Origin of the sequence: Nocardioides marmoriginsengisoli, from assembly GCF_003725695.1 — a bacterium.
GTDB classification, from domain to species: Bacteria; Actinomycetota; Actinomycetes; order Propionibacteriales; family Nocardioidaceae; genus Marmoricola; species Marmoricola marmoriginsengisoli.
Genome location: NZ_RJSE01000007.1, coordinates 1,005,971 through 1,030,583 on the forward strand (window position 1 = coordinate 1,005,971; position 24,613 = coordinate 1,030,583).

The window sequence follows — 24,613 nt, forward strand, 5'->3', positions numbered from 1 at the left end:
GGTTGGCTCCAGCCGCCCGGACTTGGACGAGAACCTCGTCAGGGGCTAGGGGGGTCTCCCGAACTCTCCGACGCCTTGACCGTTCCTTCGCTCTAGACGATAATATTATGAACGTAAGGTAACCAGAACGCGATTCCGCGTTACAGATGCACGGACCGACGAAGGAGATGGCCATGACCACCGCAGGGACGCGCTTTCAGGACGCACCCAACCTGTCAGTGAAGGCAAGTGATGCTTCGTATACGTATCGGGAACTGGGTCCCCGTGGTGACGTTCCGATCGTCTTCCTGGTCCACCTCGCGGCCGTCCAGGACAACTGGGACCCACGAATTGTTGACGGGATTGCCCAACAGCGCCACGTGATCACGTTGAACTACCGCGGTACCGGCGGCTCGACTGGCAAGCCACGAGCGTCGATCGAGGAGATGGCTCAGGATGCGGTTGATGCCATCCACGCGCTGGGCTACGACAAGGTGGATGTACACGGGTTCTCCCTGGGCGGCATGGTCGCGCAGGAGATCCTGGGCATCGAGCCCGGGTTGGTGAGGAAGTTGATCCTCACTGGTACCGGACCTGCTGGCGGCGTCGGAATCGACAAGGTCACTGGGATTTCGATCCGTGACTCGCTGCGAGGGGTGCTGACCTTGAAGGATCCGAAGGTCTATTTATTCTTCACGCGTACGGAGAACGGCAAGCAGGCCGCCTCGGCGTTCATCAAGCGAATCAACGAGCGCACCAAGGACCGGGACAAGAAGATCAGCGTGGGCGCCTTCAGAGCCCAGCTGAAGGCCATCCACGCCTGGGGGCTGAAGAAGCCGATCGACCTCTCGAAGTTCGACCACCCGGTACTGGTAGCCAACGGTGAAGACGACCGCATGGTTCCGACCTCGAACTCTGAGGATATGGCCTCCCGTTTCCCGAACAGCGAACTGAGGATCTACCCGGACGCAGGCCACGGCGGGGTCTTCCAGTTCCACGACGAGTTCGTCGCACAAGCACTGGAATTTCTCCAGGCCTGACCACGAGGCCACGTGCACACCACCCTGTCGACAACAAGAGAGAAGGAACCGCGTGCCGTCTGTACTGGTGACGGGTGCCGGACGAGGAATCGGTCTGGCAATCACCCGACACATGAGCGAGCGAGGCTGGAACGTGCATGCGACTGCTCGGTCAGCGGCCGACCTTCGTGACCTCGGTCGAATGCCGCGTGTGCACCCGATCCAGCTAGACGTCACCGATCGGTCCGCTGTAGCCGGCCTGCACGAACATCTCCCTTCTGCCGTCGACGGGGTGGTCAACAACGCCGGGATCATCGTGCAGGGACCCGTCGAGGGGACGTCGCTCGACGACCTATCGCGGCAACTGGACGTCAACGTCACGGCCCAGATCGCGGTGACCCAAGCAGTTCTCCCGCAGATCCGCGAGGCCCGCGGGCGGGTGGTATTCATGTCCTCGGTCAGCGGTCTGATCACCCTGCCGAGCACCGGCGCATACAGTGCATCGAAGTACGCACTCGAATCAATGGCCGATGCCCTTCGGATGGAGCTGCGTCCTTGGAGGATCCCGGTCTCGCTTATCGAGCCTGGGCCGACGCGCACCGACATGTGGGGCGATGTGCTTGTCGACTACGACCGGATGACGAGCAAGCTGAGCCCAGAGAACCGTGAGCTGTATGCAGCGCACCTTGTCGGTACTCGCAAGCTCCTGGGCCGCATGCAGAAGTTCGCGGGCGATCCCAAGAAGGTCGTGGCGGCTGTAGATAGTGCTCTCACATCGAGGCGTCCGAGACGTCGATACCGCTGCGACAACGTCAGCCGTGTGCAGCTTGCGATCACGTCTGCAACACCGACCGCCGTCAGTGATGCCGTGTTCGCTGCCGCAACCACGTCGAAATGAGTTCAGGCATGGCGCGCCCTCGCCGCCGAGAGCGAGTCGACGAAGCTTGCGCGGACCTTCGCGGAGCTAGCGCGCGTGCCCGTCGTCAGCACCAGCCGCGAGATGTGCTCGGACCTCGAGTGGGCGGACGGATCTCCGGGGGTGCCCCAATCGTGGACAGCGCTCTTCGATGAACTTGTTCAAGCTCGCCGTGGGTCCGGCTATCTGGTCCCAACTCCGGGCGGGTCGAGCGATCGCCGAGTCTGGCCCACATGCTTCTCTGCATCTTCGTGGGTGGATTCGCCCGTCTGAGGTCCTGGCGACAACGTGCAAGACCGCACGCGGTCACGGTGAGGCGATAGTGCTCGAGATCGACACACCGCCGCTCTCGGTCATCTGGCAGCGACGCATAGGCTCCCACTCAACTCCACTTGAGCTCGGACGGCCGACTCAGCTCGTGGATGGGCGCAATCAGCGTTAATTGCTGCGAGTGTCGCCACCTCTGCCGCGCGCTGCTCGGGTACGCCCGCGTGCGGGGTGAGCAGCAGCGTGGTCACGCCGACTTCTTCGAACCCCTTGACCTGAGTGACGGTCTCGTCCTCGGTGCCGATCGGTGACCGGCACGGAACAGGTCGTCGAATCCGCGGCGACGGCCTAGCCTTATCGTGAACGGGAGATCTCAGCTGGACAGGATGCCGGTGGCTTCGTGAGAGGCGCGGGCGCGTTCGGGGTCGTCGCCGAGTCCGACGCAGATGTTGACGCCGGTGGGCAGGAACACCTCGGCCACCGGGTCGGTGAAGTCCGCGAAGTGATCACTCAGCTCCAGGGTGACGTAGCCGTGCACGAAGCTCCACAGCTGCGCCGCAACGATCTCGGGTGCTATGGGGTGCACCCGTCCCGTCTTCACGAGCCGGGCGCAAGTGTCGACGATCTGCGCGTAGGCGTGCCGAAACTCCGGCGAGTGGCCGCTCAGTCGACCTTCGGTCTCGGTTGCTGGCCGGTAGGTCGAGCGCGTGGAGAGGCCGAACATCAGGTCGTACAGGTGCGGGTTCGCGCGCGCCAGGTCCCGCACTGCCAGGGCCATGACGAACAGATCGGTCACCGGGTCATCGGTGTCGGGAACGGCTGCGAACGCGCGATCGAATTCCGTAAAGCCCGCAGCAACCACGGCCGTCACCAGCTCGGCGACTCCTCCGAAGTGGTGGTAGACGACCATGGTCGATAGGTCACACTCGGCCGCCACCGTGCGCGCCTTGATCGCGGACGGGCCCTGCTCACGCAAGAGCTTGATAGCCGCATTGACCAGGCGCTCTGGTACCGGCTCGGTCGAATCCACGGACATGTTCCTCATGCTTCCATCTGCGGCCGGATATGTGTCGCGCGGTGGCGTGAAACACGTGCGGAGCCTCTTGTCTCGGTCACTATAACTTAGTTATGTTAGCCCTCACCGAACCGAAGGGGCACGAACGTCATGACGCAGGAAGTCAGAGGACACATCGACATCGAAGATCGCGGAGCAGTGCTGGTCGCGACCCTCGACGGAGGACCCGACCAGGTGTTCGGCCGCGACGTCGCGGAGCAGCTCGATGCGCTCGTCGATCGCGCCGACCGCGACCCGAGGGTCCGGGCCGTCGTGATCACCGGTGCTCACCGCGAGAGGTTCGTGAGCCACGCGGAAGTGCGCTGGCTCCAGGAAGGCGGTGCGGCGGTTCCCGCCCTGGGTCGCCGTGGTGCCTCGACCATCGCACGGACCGCCCGGGCGGTGGATCGGGCTCACCTCGCCGGAGCGGTCAGACGCACCCCGCTGAGCCCGGTCATCGACCTCGAACGCATCCACGCCACCTTCCTCCGGATGAACAGCAGCGGCGTCATCTACGTGGCGGCACTCAACGGCTCAGCTCTCGGACTGGGAGCGGAATTCGCCTGGGCTCACGATCTGCGCGTGATGGCCGAGGGTGACTACGTCATCGGCCAACCCGAGGTCCTGCTCGGGATCATGCCCGGAGGCGGTGGTACCCAACGTCTGACCAGGCTGGTCGGCACCCACAGATCGCTGGTGGCGATCTTGGAGGGCAAGCCATTCACCCCTGCCGAAGCCCTCGCTGCCGGTGCGGTCGACGAGGTCGTGGCGCCCGACGAGGTGATCGCGCGAGCCCTCCAGCTCGCCGTGCACTTCGGTGCGCGTTCCAAGGACTCCGTGGCGGCCATCAAGAGGGCGGTCTACTTCGGCGGCTCGATGTCGCTGACGGACGGCCTGCATGTCGAACGCGCGGAGTTCCTGACGCGCGTCCTTTCCGACGAGGGGCAGGAATTGATGCTCGACTACATGAACCGAAGCGAGGTGGAGGGCGAGCTGCCCCTCTACTCCGAGGGGGTCTTCGAGGAAGCTCTCCAGGTCGGCCGCGTCCCAGCCGGCTCGCCTGCCGCGGCGGTGATTCGGTGATGGCTGACGAGGCGCTCTTTACCCGCCACGACGTTGTCTTCTCCTCCAGCGACAGCACCTGCGCGGCGTGGCTCTACCTGCCTGCAGGGGTCAGCTCACCGCCCGTCGTCGTCCTCGGTCATGGGCTCGGCGCGACCCGCGAGATGCGACTTGACGCGTTCGCCGAGCAGTTCGCGAGTGCGGGGATCGCCGCTCTTGCCTTCACCTACCGGCACTTCGGTGACAGTGGTGGTCAGCCACGCCAGCTGCTCTCGATCAAGCGACAGCTCGCTGACTGGGACGCTGCGATCGCCTACGTGAAGGCGAGGCCCGAGGTCGACGGTTCGCGCGTCGCCGTCTGGGGCAGCTCGTTCGGAGGCGGGCATGCGATCACGGTCGCGTCCCGGCACCCCGAGCTGGCCGCGGCGGTCTCGCAGTGCCCGTTCACGGACGGTCTCGCGTCCGCGCTGGCCCTTGGTCCGGTGGCATCTCTGCGCCTGACCCCGGTGGTCGCCCGTGACCTGGTGGCCAAGGTCCGGGGGTGGGATCCGGTCCTGGTGCCGCTCGCCGGCGTACCAGGGGCGCTGGCGTTCATGAACGCTCCGGATGCCCTGCCGGGGTACCAGGCGCTGATCCCGCCGGGTGGAACCTTCACCAACGGCGCCGCGGCACGGGAGATTCCGAGGCTGGCGACCTACCGGCCCGGACGTGCAGCCAAGAACGTCACGATGCCGATCCTGTTCTGCGTCAGCAACACCGACAGCGTCACCCCACCCGCTCAGACGTTGCGCTACGCGCGGACGGCGCCCCAGGGCGAGATCAAGACGTATGCGGCCGGGCACTTCGAGTTCTACCTCGGCGACACCTTCGAACAGCTGGTCACCGACCAGCTCGAGTTCCTGGTGCGGCACCTGCAGCCAGCGCCGGCGAGATCGACAACCCGACGCGCTGCACGGCAACGATCGGTAAAGGGGAAGAAGGTGGGTAGCGATGCACCTGTCCTCCCTTCCTGACCTCCGGGCCGAGTTCGACCCCGACGGTCCTGCTGTGTCGGATGACCGTGAGTCGTTGACGAACCTGGCTTTCCTGGCCCGCGTTCGTGCTGCCGCCCGGCATCTGGACGATCTGGGGATCGGACCAGGCCAGGTGGTCGCGCTCAAGCTCAGCAACCGGCTCGAGTTCGTGGTGCTGCTGTTCGCTGCGTGGCGGCTGGGCGCCACCGTCACCCCGGTCAATCCGTCGCTGACGTCGGTCGAGGTCACTCGCCAGCTCGAGGACTCCGGGGCTCGGCTGCTGGTGATTGAGGATGACGCTCCCGACGAAGCCTGGCCGGGAGGTGCTCTGCTGGCCGTCAGTGACCTCTATGCCGTGGCCGAAGGCAAGGAGTGGACTCCACGGCACGATTCCGACGAGCTCGCGCTGCTGATCTACACGAGCGGTACGACGGGAGCGCCGAAGGGCGTGATGCTCGACCACGCCAACCTGGACGCGATGACGCAGATGGGGTTGGCGGCCCTCCAGCTCGGGCGGACCGACCGGTGCCTGCTCATTCTTCCGCTCTTCCACGTGAACGGGATCGTCGTCAGTGTGCTGACGCCGCTGCTCGCTCATGCCAGTGTGGCGATCGCGGGACGGTTCAATCCGCACAGCTTCTTCGAGACCGTCGAGCGTGAGCGCCCGACGTACTTCAGCGCGGTCCCGACGATCTACGGCATGTTGGCGCAGCTCCCCGAGAATTCCGACGTCGACTGGTCCTCGTTACGCTTCGGGGTGTGCGGTGCAGCCCCGGCGGCGCCGGATCTGCTGGTCGCGTTCGAAGCGCGCTACGGCTTCCCGGTCGTCGAGGCGTACGGCCTCTCGGAGGCGACCTGCGGCTCCACCTTCAATCCCCTCGACGGTCCACGGCGGCCCGGCACGGTCGGCATCGCCCTTCCCGGTCAGCAGGTCCGCATCGTCGACTCCCACGACCACGAGCTGCCGGTAGGCGGCGTCGGGGAGGTGGTCGTCCGGGGCCGCAACGTGATGCGCGGCTACCTCGGTCAGCCGGAGGAGACCGCGCGCGTCGTCGTCGATGGCTGGTTGCACACCGGAGATCTCGGTCAGCTTGACGCCGACGGCTACCTGACCTTGGTGGGCCGGTCGAAGGACATGATCATACGCGGCGGCGAGAACATCTACCCCAAAGAGATCGAAGACGTACTGTCCGCCGATCCGTCGGTGGCCGAGGTCGCCGTCGTCGGCGTGCCCGACAAGAAGTGGGGCGAGCGCGTCGTCGCCTTCGTGCAGCCTCCGAACGGCCGGGCGATCGATACACCCGCGTTGCGCGCCCGCTGCGTCGAGTCGCTCTCGGGCTTCAAGCGACCGACCGAGACCGTCGTGCTCGAAACCCTCCCCAAGAACGCCGTCGGCAAGATCGACAAGATCGCGCTGCGTGCTGCCTATTCTTCACCTCACTAACTGCCAAAGGACGAACCAAGATGCCCTCTCTGCACGAACCGCTCACCCTGCCGAACGGCCAGGTCCTGCCCAACCGGATCATGAAGGCCGCGTTGAGCGAGGTGCTCGCCACCAAGCAGAACGCTCCTGATGAACGCCTCGAGCGGCTGTACACCACGTGGAGTCAGGGTGGCTACGGCCTGCTGATCACCGGCAACGTGATGGTCGACCGCCGGCAGCTCGGCGAGCCCGGCAACGTGGTCATCGAGGATGAGCGCGACCTCGATGCCCTGACCCGCTGGACGAAAGCGACCCACGACGGCGGGGTACCGATCTGGGCCCAGATCAACCATCCCGGGAGGCAGTCCAACCCGTTGGCGCTCGGTCACACTCCCGTCGCTCCGAGCCCGGTGGCGCTCGCGCTGCCCGGTGCGACCAAGCCCCGGGAGCTCACCGGCGCTGAGATCGAGGACATCATCGAGCGGTTCGCCACGACTGCGGCGGTCTGCGAGACCGCTGGGTTCGACGGCGTTCAGGTCCATGGTGCCCATGGGTACCTGGTCACCCAGTTCCTGTCACCGAAGACGAACCTCCGTACGGACGACTGGGGTGGCGACGCTGAACGGCGCAGGCGGTTCGTCCTCGAGGTCGTCCGACGGATCCGATCTCGGGTGTCGCCAGGATTCGCCGTCGGGATCAAGCTCAACTCCGCCGACTTCCAGCGCGGTGGGTTCACCGTGGACGAGTCGTACGAAGTCGTGGCGGCGCTGGCGAGCGAGGGTCTCGACCTGATCGAGATCAGCGGCGGCAGCTACGAGTCCCCGGCGATGATGGGAACCGAGGCGGACAGCACCCGCTCACGCGAGGCGTACTTCCTGGAGTACGCGCGCACGGTGCGTGGTCTCGTCGGCGAGGTGCCGCTCGCCGTGACGGGTGGCTTCCGGAGTCGCGGCGCGATGGAAGCAGCCGTGTTCGAGGGCGAGTGCGACGTCGTCGGGATCGGCCGGCCGACGGCGACGAAGACCGATGCGGCGGACGCGATCCTGTCGGGCCGGACCGACAGGCTCAGCGATCACGATCTCCGGTACGGGATGCGGCGGCTGCTCGGGAAGGTCGCCGACATCAAGGCGCTGGACGGCATCCTGAACCTCGGATGGCACGGCGACCAGCTGCACCGGATCGCGGCGGGTCTGGAGCCGGACCTGGACCGCGGCCGACTCGTGACCACCGTCTCGGCGATCCGCAAGAACGGCCGGGCCAGCTTCCTGCCCAAGCGCGGGCACTGAGTCGGGTCGGGGCGAGAGCGCGTGGATTCCTCCGCCTCTCGCCCTGACCCGTTCGTGACCGCGCTGAGCGTCTTCCGTAGCCGCTGGGATGCGCCCGTCCTCGGGGCATGCCTGGCCGGGGTGCGCAGGTTCGACGACTACCAGCGGACGTTGGGTGTGTCGCGGAAGACGCTTGCCGAACGCCTGAAGTACCTGGTCTCCGAGGGCCTGCTGTTCCGTGAGTGCTACCAGACCCGGCCTCAGCGCTACGAGTACCGGGTCACGGACAAGGGCCTCGAGCTGCTGCCGGCCTTTCAGCTGATGGCGGCGTGGGCCGACCGCTGGGGGACAGGTCCGGTGAGCTGATCGTTGCGCCCGAGCGCATCCACCTCGCGCTCCAGCGTCGGCACGGCATCCGCTGCGAAACGTCGCGACCAGGGCCAGACCAGCGCAGAGCTGACCAGGGCCTTGGCCCAGTGGGCGACCACGACGGCCTGGGGCACGAACACGCGAGCACGACGCTTCGCGAGGCCGTTGACGATCGCCCGCGCAGCCTCCTCCACGGTGGTCGTGACGTTGCCCGGGTAGGGGAGCTTGCTCCGCAGGGCCTGGAACGACGGCAGGTCGGCGTCTGCGCCGCGCACCAGGTCCGTGTCGATCCAGGACGGGTGCACCAGGCCGACGGTGATCCCGAGATGCGCCACCTCTTGGCGGTACGCGAGGGCAAGCATCTCCACGCCGGCCTTGCTGGCTGAGTACGACGCCATCGAGGGCAGTGCCAGGAACGACATCGCCGAGGCGATGACGACGACATGACCCCGGGTGCGCTCGAGGTGGTAGGTCGAGTACTTGAGGGTGCGGAACGTTCCGTTGAGGTTCACGTCGATGACCCGCTCGAACGAGGCGTCGTCGACCTGGCGGACGGTGCCGTAGCCGGCGATTCCCGCGTTGGCGACCACGGCGTCGATCCCGCCCATCTCGTCTGCGCACGCATCGATCGCGTCCCGGAACGTCGGGGCGTCGCGCACGTCCGCGTACCGCCACACGGAGTCGCGCCCGAGCTCGGCAGCAACCTCCCTGAGCCGCTCGGGCTCGAGGCCGATGATCGCCACCTGGGCGCCCCGGGCTCCGGCAAGTCGGGCGACCTGCTCGCCGATCCCGCGGGCACCTCCAGTGACGACGATCCGCTTGCCCTTCAGGCTCCGCTTCATGCTGGTCTCGCTCCTGCGCGGGTCTCGAGCTCGTCGAGAAGGCTCTGGGTCTGCTGGTCGGCGGCCAGGCGTGCATCGAGAGCAGGGCTCAGTACTCCCCGCAGCGCGGACAGCGGCGCCCAGCGCGCGGGCTTGATCACGCGGGGTGCCCGCCGTTCGATGCCGTCGACGATCGCCTTGGCCGCTTGCTGGGGCTGGATCCGGACGAGCAGCGGCTTCGGCAGGGCAGCCATGAGCTGGATCACGGTCGGGTCCGCATCGACGCCGTTGCGGATCATGTCGGTCTCGATGAGCGAGAAGTACGCCGTGGTCGCTGAGGCGCCGTGCTGGGCCAGCTCGACCCGGAGGCCGCGCCCGAGCTGTTCAACTGCAGCCTTGCTCATCGCGTACGGGACGGTGCCCATCCCGTTGAGAAAGGCGAAGACCGAGCTGATCAGGACGACCTGGCCGCGGTTGGCGATGACCTGCTCCATCGTCGCGCTGACCGTGTTCACGACCCCGCCGATGTTGACGGCGAACAACTGGTCCACCGAGGATGCCGGCATCGACCGCAGCGTCGCGCCGCGGCTGAGCACGCCAGCGTTGGCGATGGAGATGTCGACGCTACCGAATCGGTCGACCACCTGCGCTACTGCGGCATCCAGGCGTTCGCGGTCGCGGACATCGGCGATCACGCCGAGGGCGCCGGTCGGAGAGAGGTCCCGAGCGATCCGCGGCGTCTCCGGGTTCACGTCGAGGATCGCGACCCGGGCGCCGCGCTTCAGGAGCAGCTCGGCAGTGGCGCGCCCGAGCCCACCGGTGCCTCCGGTGATCAGTGCGGTCTTGTCGCGGAGGTCGTACGTCGGCATCTCATTGCCTTTCATGTGAGGGAGGGTCAGCCGCGGAAGGCGGGAGGCAAGGTGGGGAAGGGCGCGGTGTCGATGCCCAAGGACCCGGTGCTGGCCAGCGGGCGTACCTGCAGGTAGCAGCCGACCCGGTGCATGTTGGTCTCGAGCGAGCTCTTCATCGCGAACGCGTGCCCTCCCGGCTGGTAGGCGTACTCCTGCGCTGTTCGGAGCGACTTCCAGAGGCTGATCGAGGTGTGCTCGAACGGCAGCTGGCTGGAGATGTCGACGCTGCCGCGATGACCCGGGTGGTGTGCGGCCCTGCTCGCGGCGTGCAGGTTGTTCCGGAGGAACTTGTGCAGGTGCCCCCGGTTCACGATGCCGTGAACGATGGCGATCATCGGCTCGCCCGTGTCCAGAGGCTCAGCCCCGTCCGTGCGGGGTGTCCATCCGTGCCAGTGGTCGCCGGGCGTCGCGACCCGGAAGCGCACGACCTCGCCGTCCAGGCTGAACCGTTCGGGACCGTCCAGCGCGACCTTGAGCGGACCGGTCCACGCGGCAGCGGCTGCCTCCGGTGATTCCCAGGCAGCGACGAGTGCGCGACCAGCCGGGAACACGCGGGGGATGAGCGCATGAGTGCCGTTGTTGGCGTGGTTGACGGTCGCGGAGCGCAACCCGTCGACACCGCGTGAGATGGCGTCCCGTACCGACCGCTTCCAGCGCGCGGCGCTCAGCGAGGGCTTCTCGAAGACGTCGATGGTGAGGTAGTCGGCCTGGCTCATGGATCCTCCTCCTATAACCAAGTTATAGGAAGAGGGTAAGTCATTGGCTCGAAGATGCAAAGAAGGGGTTGTGGTTTCAGGCCAGGGAGAGTTCTGCGCTCTGACTACCTTGCGATCCGGGCCAGCAGTAGCGCGCGCTCAGCCTGGTCGACGCCGATGCCAACCGACAATGGGTGGTCACGGCGTACGCACTCGTGTTCGGCGGACTGCTCCTGCTCGGCGGCCGGATCGCCGACTTCATCGGTCGCAAGCGGGCGTTCATCATCGGCCTTGCCTGGTTCGGAGTGGCCTCGGCCATCGGCGGCCTCGCGCAGACCCAGGGTGAGCTCTTCGGCGCACGCGCGCTCCAGTGCGCCTTCGCCGCTTTTGAGAGCGAAGGCGATGATGACCTGGCGTGCGTTTGACGTGTCCGCACGCAGGCGGTCCGCAATACATCGCGTGATGAGCGCGGACGTACGAAGCAGGTCCCTCACCGACATCAGCGGTTAGGGACCTGCGCCGTCACTAATCGGTTCTTCTGCCCGCTGTTGCTCAGATGAGCAAGAGTTCCTCGGCATGCTCGAACGCAGTCTCCGCGCCCTCGATCTCGGACTGAGGACGCTGCTTGGTCACGAGTGCCAGGGAGAGGATCGTAGCGAGGATGAGGGCGCCGAGGCTCCAGGTGAAGGCGACGGTGTAGCCGTGGACCAGACCCTCGGCGACCTGGCCTGCACCATTGGCGGAGATGTAGTTGGCGGTCGCTGTGGCTGCAATGGTGTTGAGCAAGGCAGTGCCCAACGATCCGCCGACTTGTTGGGTGGTGTTTACCAATGCGCTGGCGACGCCCGCGTCGTGGTCCTCGACTCCGACGAGAGCCGTGCTCGAGAGAGCCACGAACGCGAGTCCCATGCCGACGCTCACTACGATCTGGGCCGGGAGCACGGTCGACAGGTAGCTTCCGTCGACCGTGATCTGGGCAAAGAGCGCCATCCCGATGGCGGCTGCTGCGGTGCCGCCGACCATCAGGGGACGTGGCCCGATGCGGGGGAGGAGACTGCTGGCCACACCCGCGCCGGCTACGACGCCGACGCTGAAGGGCAGGAATGCCAGCCCGGACTTCACCGCGGAGTAGTGCAGCGTTCCCTGCATGTAGTAGACGAGGAACAGGAACATCCCGAACAACGCCAGGCCGAGCAACAGCGAGACCAGGAAGGCGCCGGCACGGTTGCGCTCGGTGAAGACCCGCGGCGGCAGCAGCGGCTCGGAGGTGTTCCGCTCGATCACCACGAAGGCGACCAGGAGCACGACGGCTGCGGCCAGCAGCGAGATCGTGCTGGTGGCCGACCAGCCGCTCTCGTTGGCCTTGGTGAACCCGTAGACCAGGGCGACCAGGCCCAGGGTGCTGGTGACGACTCCGGGGATGTCGTACTTGGGCTCGCCCTCGGCGCGGCTCTCGCGCACCAAGACGTATGCGGCGACCGCGGTTGCGATCGCGATCGGGGTGTTGACCAGCAGGGTCCAGCGCCAGGAGGCGTACTCGGTGAGGACGCCGCCGAGGATAAGGCCGAGTGCGGCGCCGCCGCCGGAGATCCCTCCGTAGACACCGAATGCCTTGGCGCGCTCCTTCGGCTCGCTGAAGGTGACGGTGATGAGCGAGAGGGCGGCGGGTGCCATCAGCGCCGCGAAGGCGCCCTGCAGGGCGCGGGCCCCGAACAACTCGCCCTGGTTCTGGGCAAGGCCGCCGATTGCGGAGGCTACTCCGAAGCCGACGAGGCCGATGATGAACGCCCGCTTCCGGCCGATGAAGTCAGCCACCCGGCCGCCGAGCAGGAGCAGTCCGCCGAACGCGAGTGCGTACGCGGTCACGACCCACTGCCGGTTGGCGTCGGTGATGCCCAGCGCGTGCTGGGCGGATGGAAGGGCGATGTTGACGATGCTGGCGTCGAGCACCACCATCAGCTGGGCGACGGCGATGACGACCAGCGCCAACCATCGACGCGGGTCGACGACCGTGGTCGTCTCGGGGGGAGTGGTGCTCATGTCAGTCCTTCGAGAGTTCGGAGTAGCGGAGGAGTTCAACTCGCTCCACCATATGGACTCGGATCGTCCGAGTCCAGACGATCCGAGTGTGACTAATCCGACTCTTGACCAACTCTGCCTGTCGTTGTACGGTGCGGAGCATGGGAACACCTTCAAGCCACGCTGACCAGACGGAGCTGGCGATCTGTGCCGCGTTCCCCACCGATCTGACGATGCTGCTGCACGCCGCCGCCGGTCGGATGACCGATGACCTCGACCTCGCTGCCGTCCAGATGGGCCTCAACGACGTCCGCGACTGGCTTGTGCTCGCGGCGCTCGATGATGGCCGCCAGCGCACTCAGCTCGAGTTGAGCCGGGTCGTGTGCGTCGACAAGACGACGCTCATCAGCGTTCTCGACCGGCTCGAAAAGCACGAGTTGATCGTGCGTTCGGTCGATCCGTCAGACCGCCGGGTCCGTATCCCTGCGATCACGCCGACCGGTCGGAAGGTTTACGCCAAGTTCGCGATCGCCCGCGACATGGCTGAGGCGTGCGCACTCGACGGCGTGGACCAATCCGGCCGCGCGCTATTGATGGACCTGCTGGCCCGGATTGCACACCGCCAGGACGCATCGCTGTCCGGCGTGTAAGGCTCTGTTGGCGGTACCTGGAAGTTGGTCTGGATCGCTCACGGCGATTGGTTGACCACGCCGTCTGGTCTCGCACAGCCACCGGTGATGCCTCAGCGCCGAGGTCAGGCGACCAAAGCGGCGAGGGCGCGCCTGGTGGCGCTGGTCTCCAACTGCGGGCTCGACCCCAATAAGACCCAAGCGTTCGTCGACTCCACAGCCTTCGGGCCACTGACTGCGGCCACGACGTCGGCCAACTCCTTCCAGAACTCGTGCAGCACCGTTCAGGTGATGCCGAAGACCTGGCCGCCGTTCCTCGTCCACCGCATCAACTCGGCGGTCAGTTGAAGTCGAACATCCGGTCGCAAGCCTCGCGGTGCTCCCACCTGATCGCTGGACTCATCCCGGAGGCCCTCGGCGCGATGACCGACGAAATGCGCATTGCGCCTGACGATCGCAAGAAAACCATCGAGGTCCGTGCGCGAGGACTCGCCGAGGACGCTCTCGGTTCGGGTGCCCCCTGGATTAGTCGACTTGGCACACCTCTCACCGGCCGTCCGCATTGGCTCACCGAGGTTGGCACCGTTGCGGCCTATCGCGACCGCTACTGCATCACCGCTACGTCGCGCACAACTACTCGCGGCAAGCCAGGATGCCGGCGCTGATCTGGTCGGATCGGGCCGCACTTCCTACTTGCCATCGTCTGATCGCTGAGCTGTCCAAAGATTCCGGTGGTCCGGCAGAACGCCTTGCGCTCGGTCGTGGTAACGGGTGCTCCGATCGGTGAGCGTAAGATCTAACTCATACTCGAATTGTTTCTCGTTACCGAGAGCGTGACCGTCACCCGGACGAGGCGAGGACCAGGTCCGCGCCCCGGTGCGCGAGCATCATGGTGGGGGCGTTGGTGTCCCGACGGGAGGAACGGGATCGCGGATGCATCGATGACCCTCAGCGCATCGATCCCGTGGACCTTCAGCTCCGGTTCACCACGGCGTCGTCGTCCATGCCCATCCGGCAGGTGCCCACCGGGTGGGCGATGCTCTCCTCGGACCTCGCCAGCCACCTCGTTCCGGCGCGGTCAGCAGGGCTGTCGTAGGCGCCCACGACGTGCCTCATCGCACTCTGATCCTCGACCAGGCTGCGTGCGAGATCGGCGCCGACGACGAGCTTGCGCCGGTCGCCGGCGTGCCCCAGCAGCTGGAAGTCGACGGCCGGGCTGCCGTCACGGAGGACGACGCGGCCGCGTCCCTGCGGGTGCAGCAGGACCGTATAGACGGTGAAACCATCGGCTCGTTCCAGGAATGTCTTTCCGGTCACCTTGCCCCACCTGGTACTGGACAGGCCCGACAGCGATCTGGAAATCGTCCGTGAGCAGCTGCGCCTCGAACGGTGAGGTGGCGATCGGGCCGGTCCGGTTCCACAGGAAGTCGGCCGCAGCTGTCGCCGCGGATATCGGACCGATCGTGTTCAAGGTCGGGACCTTCGACGACCAGCGCTGCGTCACGACGAGATGGTCCTGGAAGTTCGTGCCGACCCCGTTGAGCCGGTGGCGGCTCCCGTCCGGCCCGATCCCCGAGCGCAGGAGGAGCCCTGGCGAGCCGATCGCGCCCGCCGCGAGGATCACCTCCTGACGAGCCCTGATCAGTCCGGCCGTGGTCTCGACCCCGACCGCGCGTCTGCCGTCGAGACGGATGCCGGTGACAGTCGTGCGGGTGAGGAGGACCGGCCGGGAACCTCGTGGGGCCGCCCTGAGGAATTCACGCCCCGAGTGGGACCGGATCCCGCGGCGCCGGTTCACCTGGGCTCGGGCGACGCCCAGTTGGTCCCTTCCGTTTGGGTCCGGGTTGCGCAGGTACCCCGCCTGCGTTGCCGCATCGACGAACGCCCGGTCGATCTCGTGGTCGTGCCCGCACCACTCGACGTGGATTGGACCTGCGCCGCCGCGGAAGTCGTCGGCGCCGCCGGCCCAGGACTCGATGGCCTTGAAGGTAGGGAGAACGTCGTCGTACGACCACCCGGTGCAGCCGGCCTCCGCCCAGCAGTCGTAGTCGCCGGCCCGCCCGCGCACGTAGACCATGGCGTTGATCGCCCCGCTGCCCCCGACGATCCGTCCGGCTGCGAATGGCGGGCGCTCACCGTCCTTCGTCGGGTCCGCCAGGGTCGGGTACTTCCAGTTCGCCGAGCGGTAGAGTGTCATCACGCCCGGGGCGAGCTTGACGTCAGGCCTGCGGTCCGTGCCTCCGGCTTCGACGACGATCACGGACGCGCCTGCGGAGGCGAGCCTCGCTGCGACGACCGACCCGGCAGACCCTGCGCCGACGATGACGTAGTCGGCCTCGGCGGAGGCGATTCTCCTGCGGCTTGCTGCTGGCATGGCGGGGCTCCTGCTGGCCTCGGGGCCTGTTACACGATGTTGAGTCCGTCGAGGAACCGGATGACGCTTTCCTCCGGGCCCGCGATCTCGATTCGGTGGTCGGTCCACGGCGTCCTCGCAGTTCCCCAGATGGGGAAGTCCTCGACCGCGGCCCGGACGGCGGTGGGTGCGCCGGGGGTGAGGCCGGCGGTGACGAGACCGCCCGGTTCGACCGTCCAGCTCCCACCTCCATCGCCGACCAGGGTCAGGTTCATGGGGGCGTCGAGCCACGGGAGCCCGTCGGCGCGCATCTGGTTGGTCATCACGGCGACCATCCACTCCACGACGACCGACGAGCGAAGGGCGTCCGAGCCGTCGGCGTCGCGATCGATGACCGTGAGGATGTCGTGGCGCAGGTGGATGTGGTGGTCGAAGAACATCGCGCCGGGCAGCATGACACCGAGACGGAAGCGGCCGAGCTCGGCAAGCGGCACGCGGAGGTGGATCAGCGGCGTACGACCGACGACGGCCGAGCAGCGCAATGCCGCTGAGCTCCAGCGCTCGTACTCGGCCACCAGACGATCGGAGTCCCAGTGACGTCGCGAAGCGACCGCGCCCTCATTCGTCGCCTCGATGTCGGAGCTGCGGACGAGGTCGAGTATGGCGGGCGTGAGCAAGGCCTTGCATCCGACGCTCATGTGGGCGACGACGTCGTGCACTGTCCAGTCGGCAGCCGCGCTCGGAGTCGCCCACTCGGACGTCTCCAGCGTGCTCAGCACGGCGGAGAGAGCGCGTCGTTCCCGGCGGAATGCTTCCACCCGCTGGCTCTGCGTCACGATTCACGAGGTGTCACGACACCCGGTCCCCATGCGTCGGGATGCACCGACTGCATCACGTCGCGGGACAACGCCGCTTCGAAGTCGCCTGCGGCCCATGCTGGGAGGTGCCAGGTGGACACGGCCTCGGGCTGGGACCACACCGCGAGCGCCGTGCCGTCGAACGAGAGGACCTGGCCCCGGATGTGCTTCGCGGCTGGCTCAGCCAGGAAGGCGACGACGGGCGCGACGGATTCCGGCGGGGGAAGGTCAGCTGGTGAGAAACGGTCGAACCTGATGCGGCATCCGCGAACACGGCGATCATGTGTGTCCGAGCCGGGTGCAAGGGCATTGACCCTGATGTCGAAGCGTGAGAGCTCTAGATCCAGGACTCTGTTGAGGCCGACGATGCGGCCTTGGCTGCGGAGTAGTTCGCCTGTCCGAACATGCCGAAGAGCCCGGCTCCGGATGTGATGTTGATGAGGGAACCACCGCCACCGCGCATCGCCCGTGCCGCCGCGGTGCTGCAGGACCAGGTGCCGCGGAGGTGGACGGCTATGACCTCGTCGAACTCCTCCGGAGTCATCCGGGTCGACGACCTGTCGCGTGTGAACCCCGCGTTGTTGACGAGAACGTCGATGGTGCCGTGGGCGTCGATGCACGCGTCGACCAGTTCTTGGCAGAACGCGTGGTCGGCGACCGATCCGACGCACACGATCGCGCTGCCTCCGTTCGCGACTATCAGGTCAGCGGTGTCCTGGGCGGCGGCAGCATCCGTGCCGTTGACGACCAGCCGGGAGCCGTTCCGGGCGAGAGCCACCGCGAACGCACGGCCGAGGCCGCGCGATGAACCAGTCACGACGGCCGCCTGCCCGGTGAGGGGCCCGATCACGCTTCATTGCCTCGTCGGCCGAGGAGTGAGAGCAGGTAGGCGCCACCGATGCGGCCCTCCCGTGGCGGCAGCGCGCCGAACTGTCGCATCATCTCGGTGATCTCGTACTGGGCCAGGTAGCGGGCCAGCCGGCCGTCCTTGAACTCGAGGAAGATGTCGCAACCGTAGGTGTCGAAACGACCGTAGCCGAAACGGTCAGGCGCGCTTCCCTGCTGGCGGAACAGATAGAGGCCGCGGCCGTCGTCAGGCGCGGCGAACAGCTGAACTTCGCTGAACTGCACGTCCGGCATCACCTGCCAGATCGTGTCGACATAGCGGCGCAGCTCGTCGATCCCGCGGACCACCTCGGGCCAGAACACAGTGTCCTCGAAGAGGATGTCGTCGTCGACGAGTGCCAGCACCTCGTCGGTCCGGTGCGAGTTCCAGGCGTGCTCCCACCGGGTGCCGAACTCCCGGAGGAAGTCCATCGTGATGGGTTTTCCCTTGTCGGTGGCCAGGTCGGGGCTGGATGCCATGGTTATGGGGTCCCTTCAGGTGTCGTCGTGGCGAGTCGTCACTTGCTAGTGAATACAGATTAGCCTATGGCGCAGAGAGGCGGAACGGGCACGTCAGTTCCGAAATGGGCTTCGTATGGCGTCATCGGCGACCACTCCGAACCTGCTGGCCACAACATTGATCGACACTGAGCGAATGAAAGTTAGGGCCTCTTGGTTAGGATCGTTTGACGAGAGGATGCTCGACAGTTCGTCAACGAGAGCATCCGTGCGCCGTTCGATCACTGAGGTTGCGGTTGCCATGGCGTCGGCTTCGTTCTCAGAATCACCAGAGGCGCGCATCGTGGGGAGCTGTTCGAGGGCTGCGGCGTCGACGTGGCGCCGGGCTCGGTTCTTAGTGCCGCGGAGTTCCGGTGTCGTAGTCTCGTGCTGTTGCCAGGCCTTGAACAACGCACCGCGCAAGGCGATCGCCTCGGGCGCGGCCGACATCGGGATATTTCTGAGGTGTCGTTCCACGGCGTCGAGTCTGAGTCCGTGGTCCTGGAGGGTGCGGATGAGTTCAAGACGAGCTCGGTGACGCTCGTCGTAGCGGGCAGCGCGGCCGTCGAGACTGCCGGGTGGCAACAGGCGGCGAGCGAGGTAGAAACGAACGCGCCGTAGCGGGAGGCCGACCGCGGCTGCCAACTCGTCGACGTCATACCTCGCGCTGGCCTTCGGCGTGGTGTCGGGAGTGAACATGGTGCCCTCGCTGTCACGGATTCCTAGGTAAGAGATCGTGGTGGTACGAATATAGCGTACGCTATATTGTGGAGCGGTTTCACCTCTCGGGCCGCCCGCGTGGCATGATCCGCTTAATTCTAACGCTCATTCGAATATGGAGACCCACCATGGCTGAAGCCTTCATCTACGACGCCGTCAGGACACCGCGCGGGCGCGGCAAGACGGACGGCTCGCTGCACGAGGTGAAGCCGGTCTCGCTGGTGGTCGGGCTCCTGGACGCGGTCCAGCGCCGGAACCCCGACTTGGACGCCTCAGCGATCGAAGACATCGTGCTCGGTGTCGGTATGCCGGTGGGGCAACAGGGCAGCGACCTGGCGAAGACCGCAGCGCTGGCCGCAAAGCTTCCGCATGTCGTGCCCGGCGTACAACTGAACCGGTTCTGCGGGTCCGGCCTCGAAGCTGTCAGTCAGGCCGCAGCACGCGTACGCAGCGGGTGGGAGGACCTCATCATCGCCGGCGGCGTCGAGTCGATGAGCCGGGTCTCCATGGCCGACGACGCGGGGCCCTACGCGACCGACCCACAGACGCAATTCGCTTTCGGGTTCATCCCGCAGGGGGTCGGCGCCGACCTCCTGGCGACCCTCGAAGGCTTCTCCCGTGACGATGTCGACGCGTTCGCCGCCGAGAGCCAGGCGCGAGCCGCCAAGGCCCGCGCGAACGGATGGTTCGACCGCTCGCTCGAGCCCGTGCGCGACGCCTCAGGTTTGACCATCCTCGACCACGACGAGTTCATCCGTGAAGGTACGACGGTCGAAACGCTCTCGAAGCTCAAGCCGTCGTTCGCGATGGCCGGTGACCAGGGCGGGTTCAACGCTGTCGCACTCGAGAAGTACAGCTGGGTGCCGCGGATCGAGCACGTGCACCACGCTGGCAACAGCTCGGGCATCGTCGACGGCGCCGCGCTCGTCGTGATCGGCAACGAAGCCGTCGGGGAACGGTACGGCCTTCGACCTCGGGCGCGGATCCTCGCCTCGGCGGTCGTCGGCGACGAGCCCACCATCATGCTCACGGGACCAGGGCCTGCATGCCGCAAGGCGCTCGCCAAGGCAGGCCTGGGAGTCGAGGACGTCGACCTGCTGGAGATCAACGAGGCGTTCGCAGCCGTCGCGCTACGCACGATGCGGGATCTCGACGACTTCCCCCACGACCGGACGAACGTCAACGGAGGCTCGATCGCGATGGGGCACCCGATCGGCGCCACCGGAGCAATGCTCGTCGGCACAGTGGTCGACGAGCTGGAGCGACGGGACAAGCGCATCGGCCTAGTGACGCTGTGCGTCGCCGGCGGCATGGGCGTCGCCACCGTCATCGAACGCCTCTGACCTTTACGAATCTTCAGGAGTAACCCATGAACACCGACGTGATTCAGTACGACGTGGATGAAGCCGTCGCGCACATCGTCCTCGACGACCCGCGACAGGCCGCGAACACGATGAACGACCAGTTCGCTCCGTCCCTGGCGAAGGCTGTGGACCGACTTGCTGCCGACGTCGCCAGCGGAGCGGTCCGTGGTGTGCTCGTTCGCTCGGCGAAGCGGACCTTCCTGGCGGGCGGCGACCTTAACGAGCTGATCGCCGCGACCGCGGACGACGCGCAGGCATTCTTCGACCGGTGCCAGGAGACGAAGAGCCTGCTCCGACGACTCGAGACGATCGGTGTCCCGGTGGTTGCTGCGATCAACGGCGCAGCGCTCGGCGGCGGTCTCGAGCTGGCCTTGGCGGCGCACCACCGGATCGCAGCCGAAGGGCGCTACGACATCGGGCTACCGGAGGTCTCACTCGGACTCCTGCCGGGCGGTGGCGGGATCACGCGCGTCGTTCGGATGCTCGGCCTTCAGTCGGCGCTGACGAAAGTGCTCCTGAATGGCGCCCGGCTGCGGCCCGAGGCCGCGCGGGGGGTCGGACTGGTCGATGAGATCGTTCCTGCCGACAAGCTGGTCGACTGCGCGCTTGTCTGGCTGCGCGACCAAGCCGAGGACGAGGTCGCCGCGACCCAGCCTTGGGACCGGCCGGGCTACCGTCTGCCCGGGGGCGCGCCGTCCTCGCCGAAGATCGCCGGAATCCTGCCGAGCTTCCCTGCCACCCTGCGCAAGCAGTTGAAGGGTGCCCCGATCAAGGCCCCCCGCAGTATCCTCTCGGCGGCCGTTGAGGGCGCGTTGGTCGACTTTGACACCGCGAGCCGGATCGAGACCCGGTACTTCGTCGACCTGGTCGTAGGCCAGCAGTCGACCAACATGATCAAGGCCCTCTTCTTCGACCTGGCCTCGATCAACTCGGGAGGTTCGCGTCCCGAGGGCATCCCGGCGTCGAGCATCGAGAAGGTGGCGGTGATCGGAGCCGGCATGATGGGCGCAGGCATCGCCTACGTCGCTGCGAAGGCCGGCCTCCTCGTAGTTCTCAAGGACCGGGACCTGGCGGCTGCTGAGCGCGGCAAGGCCTATTCCGCCTCGCTCGTGGCCAAGCAGGTCGAGCGGGGGCGGTTGACCGCCGAGAAGGCGGACGCGCTGCTCGGGCGTATCCAGCCCACGGACGCCTACGAGGACCTGTCCGGCGCTGACTTCGTGGTCGAGGCGGTCTTCGAGTCGGCAGAGCTCAAGCACTCGGTCTTCGCCGAGATCGAGAAGGTCGTGGCGCCGACGGCGCTCCTGGGTTCCAACACGTCGACGCTGCCCATCACCGGCTTGGCCACGGCTGTGACGCGGCCCGAGGACTTCATCGGGATCCACTTCTTCAGCCCGGTGGAAAAGATGCCGCTGGTCGAGATCGTCGTCGGGGACAAGACCTCGGACGTGGCGATTGCCCGAGCCCTGGACTTCGCGCTGCTGATCCGCAAGACGCCGATCGTGGTCAACGACAGTCGCGGGTTCTTCACCAGCCGGGTGATGAGCACGTTCATCAACGAGGGTCTTTCGATGGTGAGCGAAGGCGTCGCGCCGTGGACGATCGAGCGGGCCACCACGCAGGCGGGCTTCCCTGCCCCCGTGCTCCAACTCGCGGACGAGCTCAACCTCGACCTGCTCGCCAACGTGCGCGCGGAATCCGTCGCGGCCGCCGAGGCGGCAGGGATCGCATGGACGCCTCATCCGGCAGACGGCGTGGTGGACACGCTGCTCGGCGCACAGCGTCCGGGGAAGCTCGGGGAAGCGGGCTTCTACGAGTACGTGGACGGGCGTCGCGGGGACCTGTGGCCGGGTCTCGCCGAACGGTTCCCTGTCGACAAGGCGCAGCCTCCGCTGGAGGACCTGCGTGACCGCCTGACCTTCATCATGACGATGGAGGCTGTCGCTTGCCTCGAGGAGGGGGTGCTACGCACGGTCGCCGACGCGAACGTCGGCTCGATCTTCGGCATCGGGTTCCCCGCCCACCTCGGTGGGGCGTTGCAGGCGGTTGCCGGATACGAGGGCTCGGACGGACAGGTCGGCGCGCAGGCGTTCGTCGACCGTGCCCGCGCACTCGCGGAGCGATACGGCGATCGGTTTGCGCCGAGCGACTTCCTGCTCGAAGCGGCAGCGTCCGGGCGCGCCTTTGCCTAGTGCCGCAGGACGACATCAGTCGCCTACTTCTGAGTCGTCAATGACAGGTCTGTTTCGGGTCTGTTCCCCGGACTACCCTGCACAAGGCCTCTAAAATTAGTTCGCAAAAATGCGTGACACAGACTACATAAACATGTTTAGGTGGGCTCAGCAGCTCGCTCGCCCCGCTGATCCTTCAGGGGGCTCACCGATCAGAAAGGACTGCGCCGCCATGGGATTCGCTGACGCCGATGAGGTTGAGAAGTATCTGGGAGGGATCTTCGCCGAGGCCCTCGCCGACCAGGAGATCGGCCCGAAGCTGCGAGCCACCGGGATCTCGCTCAAGACCGTCTACGCGGACCCGGACGTGACGCTCCTGATCGACCTCGGTGCCGGCCAGGTCACCCGGGTCGACGAGTCCGCGGAGAGCGGTGCCGAGATGCGCATGGCTGCGGACACCGGAAACTCGTACTGGCAGGGCAAGGTCAATCTCCCGCTCGCGATGGCCAAGGGCAAGGTCAAGGTGTCCGGCGACATCGCGTCCCTGCTCAAGCTCGCTCCGCTGACCAAGAAGCTCGTCCCGGCGTACGTCGCTCGTCTCAACGCCGACGGCCGTACCGACCTCCTGGCCTGAGCCCGGACCACCTGAGGAGCCCCGGATGTATCCAGGAAGCATCGCCCAGCAGGCGCCCGACAAGCCTGCAGTCATCGCCTACGAGTCGGGGCGGGTGCTCACCTACCGGCAGCTCGACGACGAGTCGGCAGCCATCGCGTCCGCGCTGTACGCGCGCGGCCTGCGCCGCGGTGACGTCGTCGCCCTGCTCTCAACCAACGCCATCGAGTGCTTCACGATCTACTGGGCGGCGCTCCGTTCGGGTCTCTACATCACCCCGATCAACCGGCACCTCACGGCCACCGAGGTCGCCTACATCGCCGAGGACAGCGATGCCCAGGCGATCTTCGTCTCCGCCACCCTGGCCGATATCGCCGATGCGCTGGCTGACACCACGCCGGGAATCAAGCACAGAATCGCCTTCGGCGGCGAGATCGACGGCCACGAGTCGTACGCGGACGTCGTGGCGAACGCCGGCCCACGGCTGACCGACCAGCCGCGGGGATCCGACATGCTGTATTCGTCCGGGACCACCGGCCGCCCGAAGGGCATCCGCCCGACGCTGCCGACCATCCAAGTCGACGAGCCGGGTGACCCGATCACCGCGATGATGTCGCAGATGTTCAAGGTGGGGCCGGACGACGTCTACCTCCAGCCCGCGCCGGTGTACCACGCCGCGCCTCTCAAGTGGGCCTCCGCGGTCCACGCCCTGGGTGGCACGGTGGTGCAGCTGGACAAGTTCGACCCCGAGAACGCGCTGAAGGCGATCGAGGAGTACGACGTCACGATCGCGCAGTTCGTCCCGACCATGTTCGTCCGCATCCTCCAGCTCGACGAGAAGGCCCGCACCTCGTACGACACCTCGTCGCTGCGGATGGCCGTGCACGCCGCGGCCCCGTGTCCGCCCGAGGTCAAGCGCGCGATGATCGAGTGGTGGGGGCCGATCCTGTTCGAGTACTACGGTTCGAGCGAGCAGCACGGCATGTACTTCATCTCGACGCCCGAGTGGCTGAGCAAGCCCGGTTCCGTGGGCAAGGTCGGGATGGGCACCGCCCACATCTGCGACGAGGACGGCAACGAGCTGCCCGTAGGCGAGGTAGGTGCCGTCTACTTCGAGCGGGACTTCCACCCGTTCGATTACCACAAGGACCCGGACAAGACGAAGGCTGCGACCCACCCGACCCACGCCACCTGGACGACCGTCGGGGACCTGGGCCGGGTCGACGAGGACGGCTACCTCTTCCTTGCCGACCGCCAGGCCTTCCTGATCATCTCGGGCGGGGTGAACATCTATCCGCAAGAGGTCGAGAACGTCCTGACCATGCACGAGAAGATCTTCGACGTAGCCGTGATCGGCGTGCCCCACGCCGAGATGGGCCAAGCGGTGAAGGCCGTCGTGCAGCTCAAGGGCGGTGTCGAAGCATCGGACGAGGTAGCGCAGGAAATCATGGACTACGCCCGCGAACGTGTCGCCCACTTCAAGGCACCGCGCAGCGTCGACTTCATCGACGAGATGCCGCGGACACCGACCGGCAAGCTGCTCAAGCGCAAACTCAGCGAGCGCTACGAGGTGAGTGCGTGATGTCCGGGGCTTCGATGCGTCCGTTCGACGAGCTCGACGTCTCTCCGTTGGAGTTCTGGTCGACAACCATGGAGGAACGGGACAAGACCTTTTCCGTTCTGCGTCGCGAACGTCCGCTCTCCTGGCACCGC

24 protein-coding genes and 1 pseudogene are annotated in these 24,613 nt (G+C 66.6%); 14 read left to right on the top strand and 11 right to left on the bottom strand.

The genetic code is table 11. The features are described 5' to 3' along the window. Positions 1 to 173 precede the first annotated feature (173 nt). Both EFK50_RS13400 and EFK50_RS13405 read left to right on the top strand, forming a co-directional pair. Entirely contained in the window at positions 174 to 1,019 is an 846-nt protein-coding gene (locus EFK50_RS13400; RefSeq protein WP_123228664.1) for an alpha/beta fold hydrolase, read from the top strand. Between the two features lie 52 nt (positions 1,020 to 1,071). After that, a complete protein-coding gene (locus EFK50_RS13405; protein ID WP_123228034.1) occupies positions 1,072 to 1,896 on the top strand; it encodes an SDR family NAD(P)-dependent oxidoreductase in 825 nt (274 codons plus the stop codon). Between the two features lie 658 nt (positions 1,897 to 2,554). On the opposite strand, the gene EFK50_RS13415 is transcribed toward EFK50_RS13405, so the two are convergent. Continuing rightward, positions 2,555 to 3,211 (bottom strand): TetR/AcrR family transcriptional regulator, encoded by a 657-nt coding sequence (locus EFK50_RS13415; protein ID WP_221177379.1) that lies wholly within the window; start codon positions 3,209 to 3,211, stop codon positions 2,555 to 2,557. A gap of 135 nt (positions 3,212 to 3,346) precedes the next feature. Between EFK50_RS13415 and EFK50_RS13420 the strand changes: the two genes are divergently transcribed. From EFK50_RS13420 to EFK50_RS13440, 5 genes are read left to right on the top strand one after another with little or no spacing between them, the layout of a single operon-like run. Continuing rightward, entirely contained in the window at positions 3,347 to 4,318 is a 972-nt protein-coding gene (locus EFK50_RS13420; RefSeq protein ID WP_123228035.1) for an enoyl-CoA hydratase/isomerase family protein, read from the top strand. Next, positions 4,318 to 5,310 carry an alpha/beta hydrolase gene (locus EFK50_RS13425; RefSeq protein WP_123228036.1) on the top strand — a complete coding sequence of 331 codons (993 nt, stop codon included), beginning with the start codon at positions 4,318 to 4,320 and terminating at the stop codon, positions 5,308 to 5,310. The genes EFK50_RS13420 and EFK50_RS13425 overlap by 1 nt, the downstream gene beginning before the upstream one ends. Continuing rightward, on the top strand, positions 5,288 to 6,754 hold the full coding sequence (locus tag EFK50_RS13430) for a class I adenylate-forming enzyme family protein (protein WP_123228037.1): 1,467 nt from the start codon (positions 5,288 to 5,290) through the stop codon (positions 6,752 to 6,754). Before EFK50_RS13425 ends, EFK50_RS13430 begins: the two co-directional genes overlap by 23 nt. 20 nt (positions 6,755 to 6,774) lie before the next feature. Continuing rightward, entirely contained in the window at positions 6,775 to 8,019 is a 1,245-nt protein-coding gene (locus EFK50_RS13435) for an NADH:flavin oxidoreductase/NADH oxidase family protein (RefSeq protein ID WP_123228038.1), read from the top strand. 21 nt (positions 8,020 to 8,040) lie between these two features. Beyond that, complete coding sequence (locus EFK50_RS13440) at positions 8,041 to 8,364, top strand: winged helix-turn-helix transcriptional regulator (RefSeq protein WP_123228039.1); 324 nt, start codon at positions 8,041 to 8,043, stop codon at positions 8,362 to 8,364. Here EFK50_RS13440 and EFK50_RS13445 read toward each other — a convergent pair. Genes EFK50_RS13445 through EFK50_RS13455 form a run of 3 tightly spaced genes read right to left on the bottom strand, consistent with a single transcriptional unit; the run spans position 8,313 to position 10,815 of the window. Further along, positions 8,313 to 9,209 (bottom strand): SDR family oxidoreductase, encoded by an 897-nt coding sequence (locus EFK50_RS13445; protein ID WP_123228040.1) that lies wholly within the window; start codon positions 9,207 to 9,209, stop codon positions 8,313 to 8,315. The two genes, EFK50_RS13440 and EFK50_RS13445, sit on opposite strands and share 52 nt — an antisense overlap. After that, entirely contained in the window at positions 9,206 to 10,072 is an 867-nt protein-coding gene (locus tag EFK50_RS13450) for an SDR family NAD(P)-dependent oxidoreductase (protein WP_123228041.1), read from the bottom strand. Before EFK50_RS13450 ends, EFK50_RS13445 begins: the two co-directional genes overlap by 4 nt. An 11-nt stretch (positions 10,073 to 10,083) precedes the next feature. After that, the gene (locus EFK50_RS13455) at positions 10,084 to 10,815 is read right to left on the bottom strand and encodes a hypothetical protein (RefSeq protein ID WP_123228042.1); all 732 of its coding nucleotides are present in this window, start codon (positions 10,813 to 10,815) and stop codon (positions 10,084 to 10,086) included. Between the two features lie 173 nt (positions 10,816 to 10,988). On the opposite strand from EFK50_RS13455, the gene EFK50_RS22830 reads away from it, so the two are divergent. Next, a complete protein-coding gene (locus EFK50_RS22830) occupies positions 10,989 to 11,219 on the top strand; it encodes a hypothetical protein (protein ID WP_281274030.1) in 231 nt (76 codons plus the stop codon). A 127-nt stretch (positions 11,220 to 11,346) separates the two neighbouring features. Here the strand turns inward: EFK50_RS22830 and EFK50_RS13465 are convergent, their stop codons facing one another. After that, positions 11,347 to 12,834, bottom strand: coding sequence for an MFS transporter (locus EFK50_RS13465; protein WP_123228044.1), 1,488 nt, complete (start codon positions 12,832 to 12,834; stop codon positions 11,347 to 11,349). A 140-nt stretch (positions 12,835 to 12,974) separates the two neighbouring features. Between EFK50_RS13465 and EFK50_RS13470 the strand changes: the two genes are divergently transcribed. Both EFK50_RS13470 and EFK50_RS21880 read left to right on the top strand, forming a co-directional pair. Then, a complete protein-coding gene (locus EFK50_RS13470; RefSeq protein WP_123228045.1) occupies positions 12,975 to 13,463 on the top strand; it encodes a MarR family winged helix-turn-helix transcriptional regulator in 489 nt (162 codons plus the stop codon). Between the two features lie 135 nt (positions 13,464 to 13,598). Then, positions 13,599 to 13,790: a hypothetical protein gene (locus EFK50_RS21880; RefSeq protein WP_148046159.1), complete on the top strand. Its 192-nt coding sequence runs from the start codon at positions 13,599 to 13,601 to the stop codon at positions 13,788 to 13,790. Positions 13,791 to 14,238: 448 nt separating this feature from the next. Here EFK50_RS21880 and EFK50_RS22485 read toward each other — a convergent pair. The 6 genes and pseudogenes from EFK50_RS22485 to EFK50_RS13500 all read right to left on the bottom strand — a co-directional run bounded on the left by EFK50_RS22485 (position 14,239) and on the right by EFK50_RS13500 (position 18,734). Continuing rightward, positions 14,239 to 14,759, bottom strand: a pseudogene (locus EFK50_RS22485) (GMC oxidoreductase). Then, positions 14,665 to 15,816 (bottom strand): GMC family oxidoreductase, encoded by a 1,152-nt coding sequence (locus EFK50_RS13480; protein ID WP_123228046.1) that lies wholly within the window; start codon positions 15,814 to 15,816, stop codon positions 14,665 to 14,667. Before EFK50_RS13480 ends, EFK50_RS22485 begins: the two are co-directional and overlap by 95 nt. A 29-nt stretch (positions 15,817 to 15,845) precedes the next feature. Then, positions 15,846 to 16,631, bottom strand: a complete 786-nt coding sequence (locus tag EFK50_RS13485) for a maleylpyruvate isomerase N-terminal domain-containing protein (protein ID WP_183407811.1) — start codon at positions 16,629 to 16,631, stop codon at positions 15,846 to 15,848. A 358-nt stretch (positions 16,632 to 16,989) separates the two neighbouring features. After that, complete coding sequence (locus EFK50_RS13490) at positions 16,990 to 17,502, bottom strand: SDR family NAD(P)-dependent oxidoreductase (RefSeq protein WP_123228048.1); 513 nt, start codon at positions 17,500 to 17,502, stop codon at positions 16,990 to 16,992. After that, a complete protein-coding gene (locus tag EFK50_RS13495) occupies positions 17,499 to 18,017 on the bottom strand; it encodes a nuclear transport factor 2 family protein (RefSeq protein WP_123228049.1) in 519 nt (172 codons plus the stop codon). Before EFK50_RS13495 ends, EFK50_RS13490 begins: the two co-directional genes overlap by 4 nt. 93 nt (positions 18,018 to 18,110) lie before the next feature. Then, the gene (locus EFK50_RS13500) at positions 18,111 to 18,734 is read right to left on the bottom strand and encodes a MerR family transcriptional regulator (protein WP_123228050.1); all 624 of its coding nucleotides are present in this window, start codon (positions 18,732 to 18,734) and stop codon (positions 18,111 to 18,113) included. A 149-nt stretch (positions 18,735 to 18,883) separates the two neighbouring features. On the opposite strand from EFK50_RS13500, the gene EFK50_RS13505 reads away from it, so the two are divergent. The 4 genes from EFK50_RS13505 to EFK50_RS13520 all read left to right on the top strand — a co-directional run bounded on the left by EFK50_RS13505 (position 18,884) and on the right by EFK50_RS13520 (position 24,482). Continuing rightward, entirely contained in the window at positions 18,884 to 20,098 is a 1,215-nt protein-coding gene (locus tag EFK50_RS13505) for an acetyl-CoA C-acetyltransferase (RefSeq protein WP_123228051.1), read from the top strand. A 26-nt stretch (positions 20,099 to 20,124) separates the two neighbouring features. Then, complete coding sequence (locus tag EFK50_RS13510; protein ID WP_123228052.1) at positions 20,125 to 22,308, top strand: 3-hydroxyacyl-CoA dehydrogenase NAD-binding domain-containing protein; 2,184 nt, start codon at positions 20,125 to 20,127, stop codon at positions 22,306 to 22,308. A gap of 211 nt (positions 22,309 to 22,519) precedes the next feature. Beyond that, positions 22,520 to 22,921, top strand: a complete 402-nt coding sequence (locus tag EFK50_RS13515; RefSeq protein WP_123228053.1) for an SCP2 sterol-binding domain-containing protein — start codon at positions 22,520 to 22,522, stop codon at positions 22,919 to 22,921. A gap of 25 nt (positions 22,922 to 22,946) precedes the next feature. Continuing rightward, positions 22,947 to 24,482, top strand: a complete 1,536-nt coding sequence (locus tag EFK50_RS13520) for an acyl-CoA synthetase (RefSeq protein ID WP_123228054.1) — start codon at positions 22,947 to 22,949, stop codon at positions 24,480 to 24,482. Positions 24,483 to 24,613: the final 131 nt, after the last annotated feature.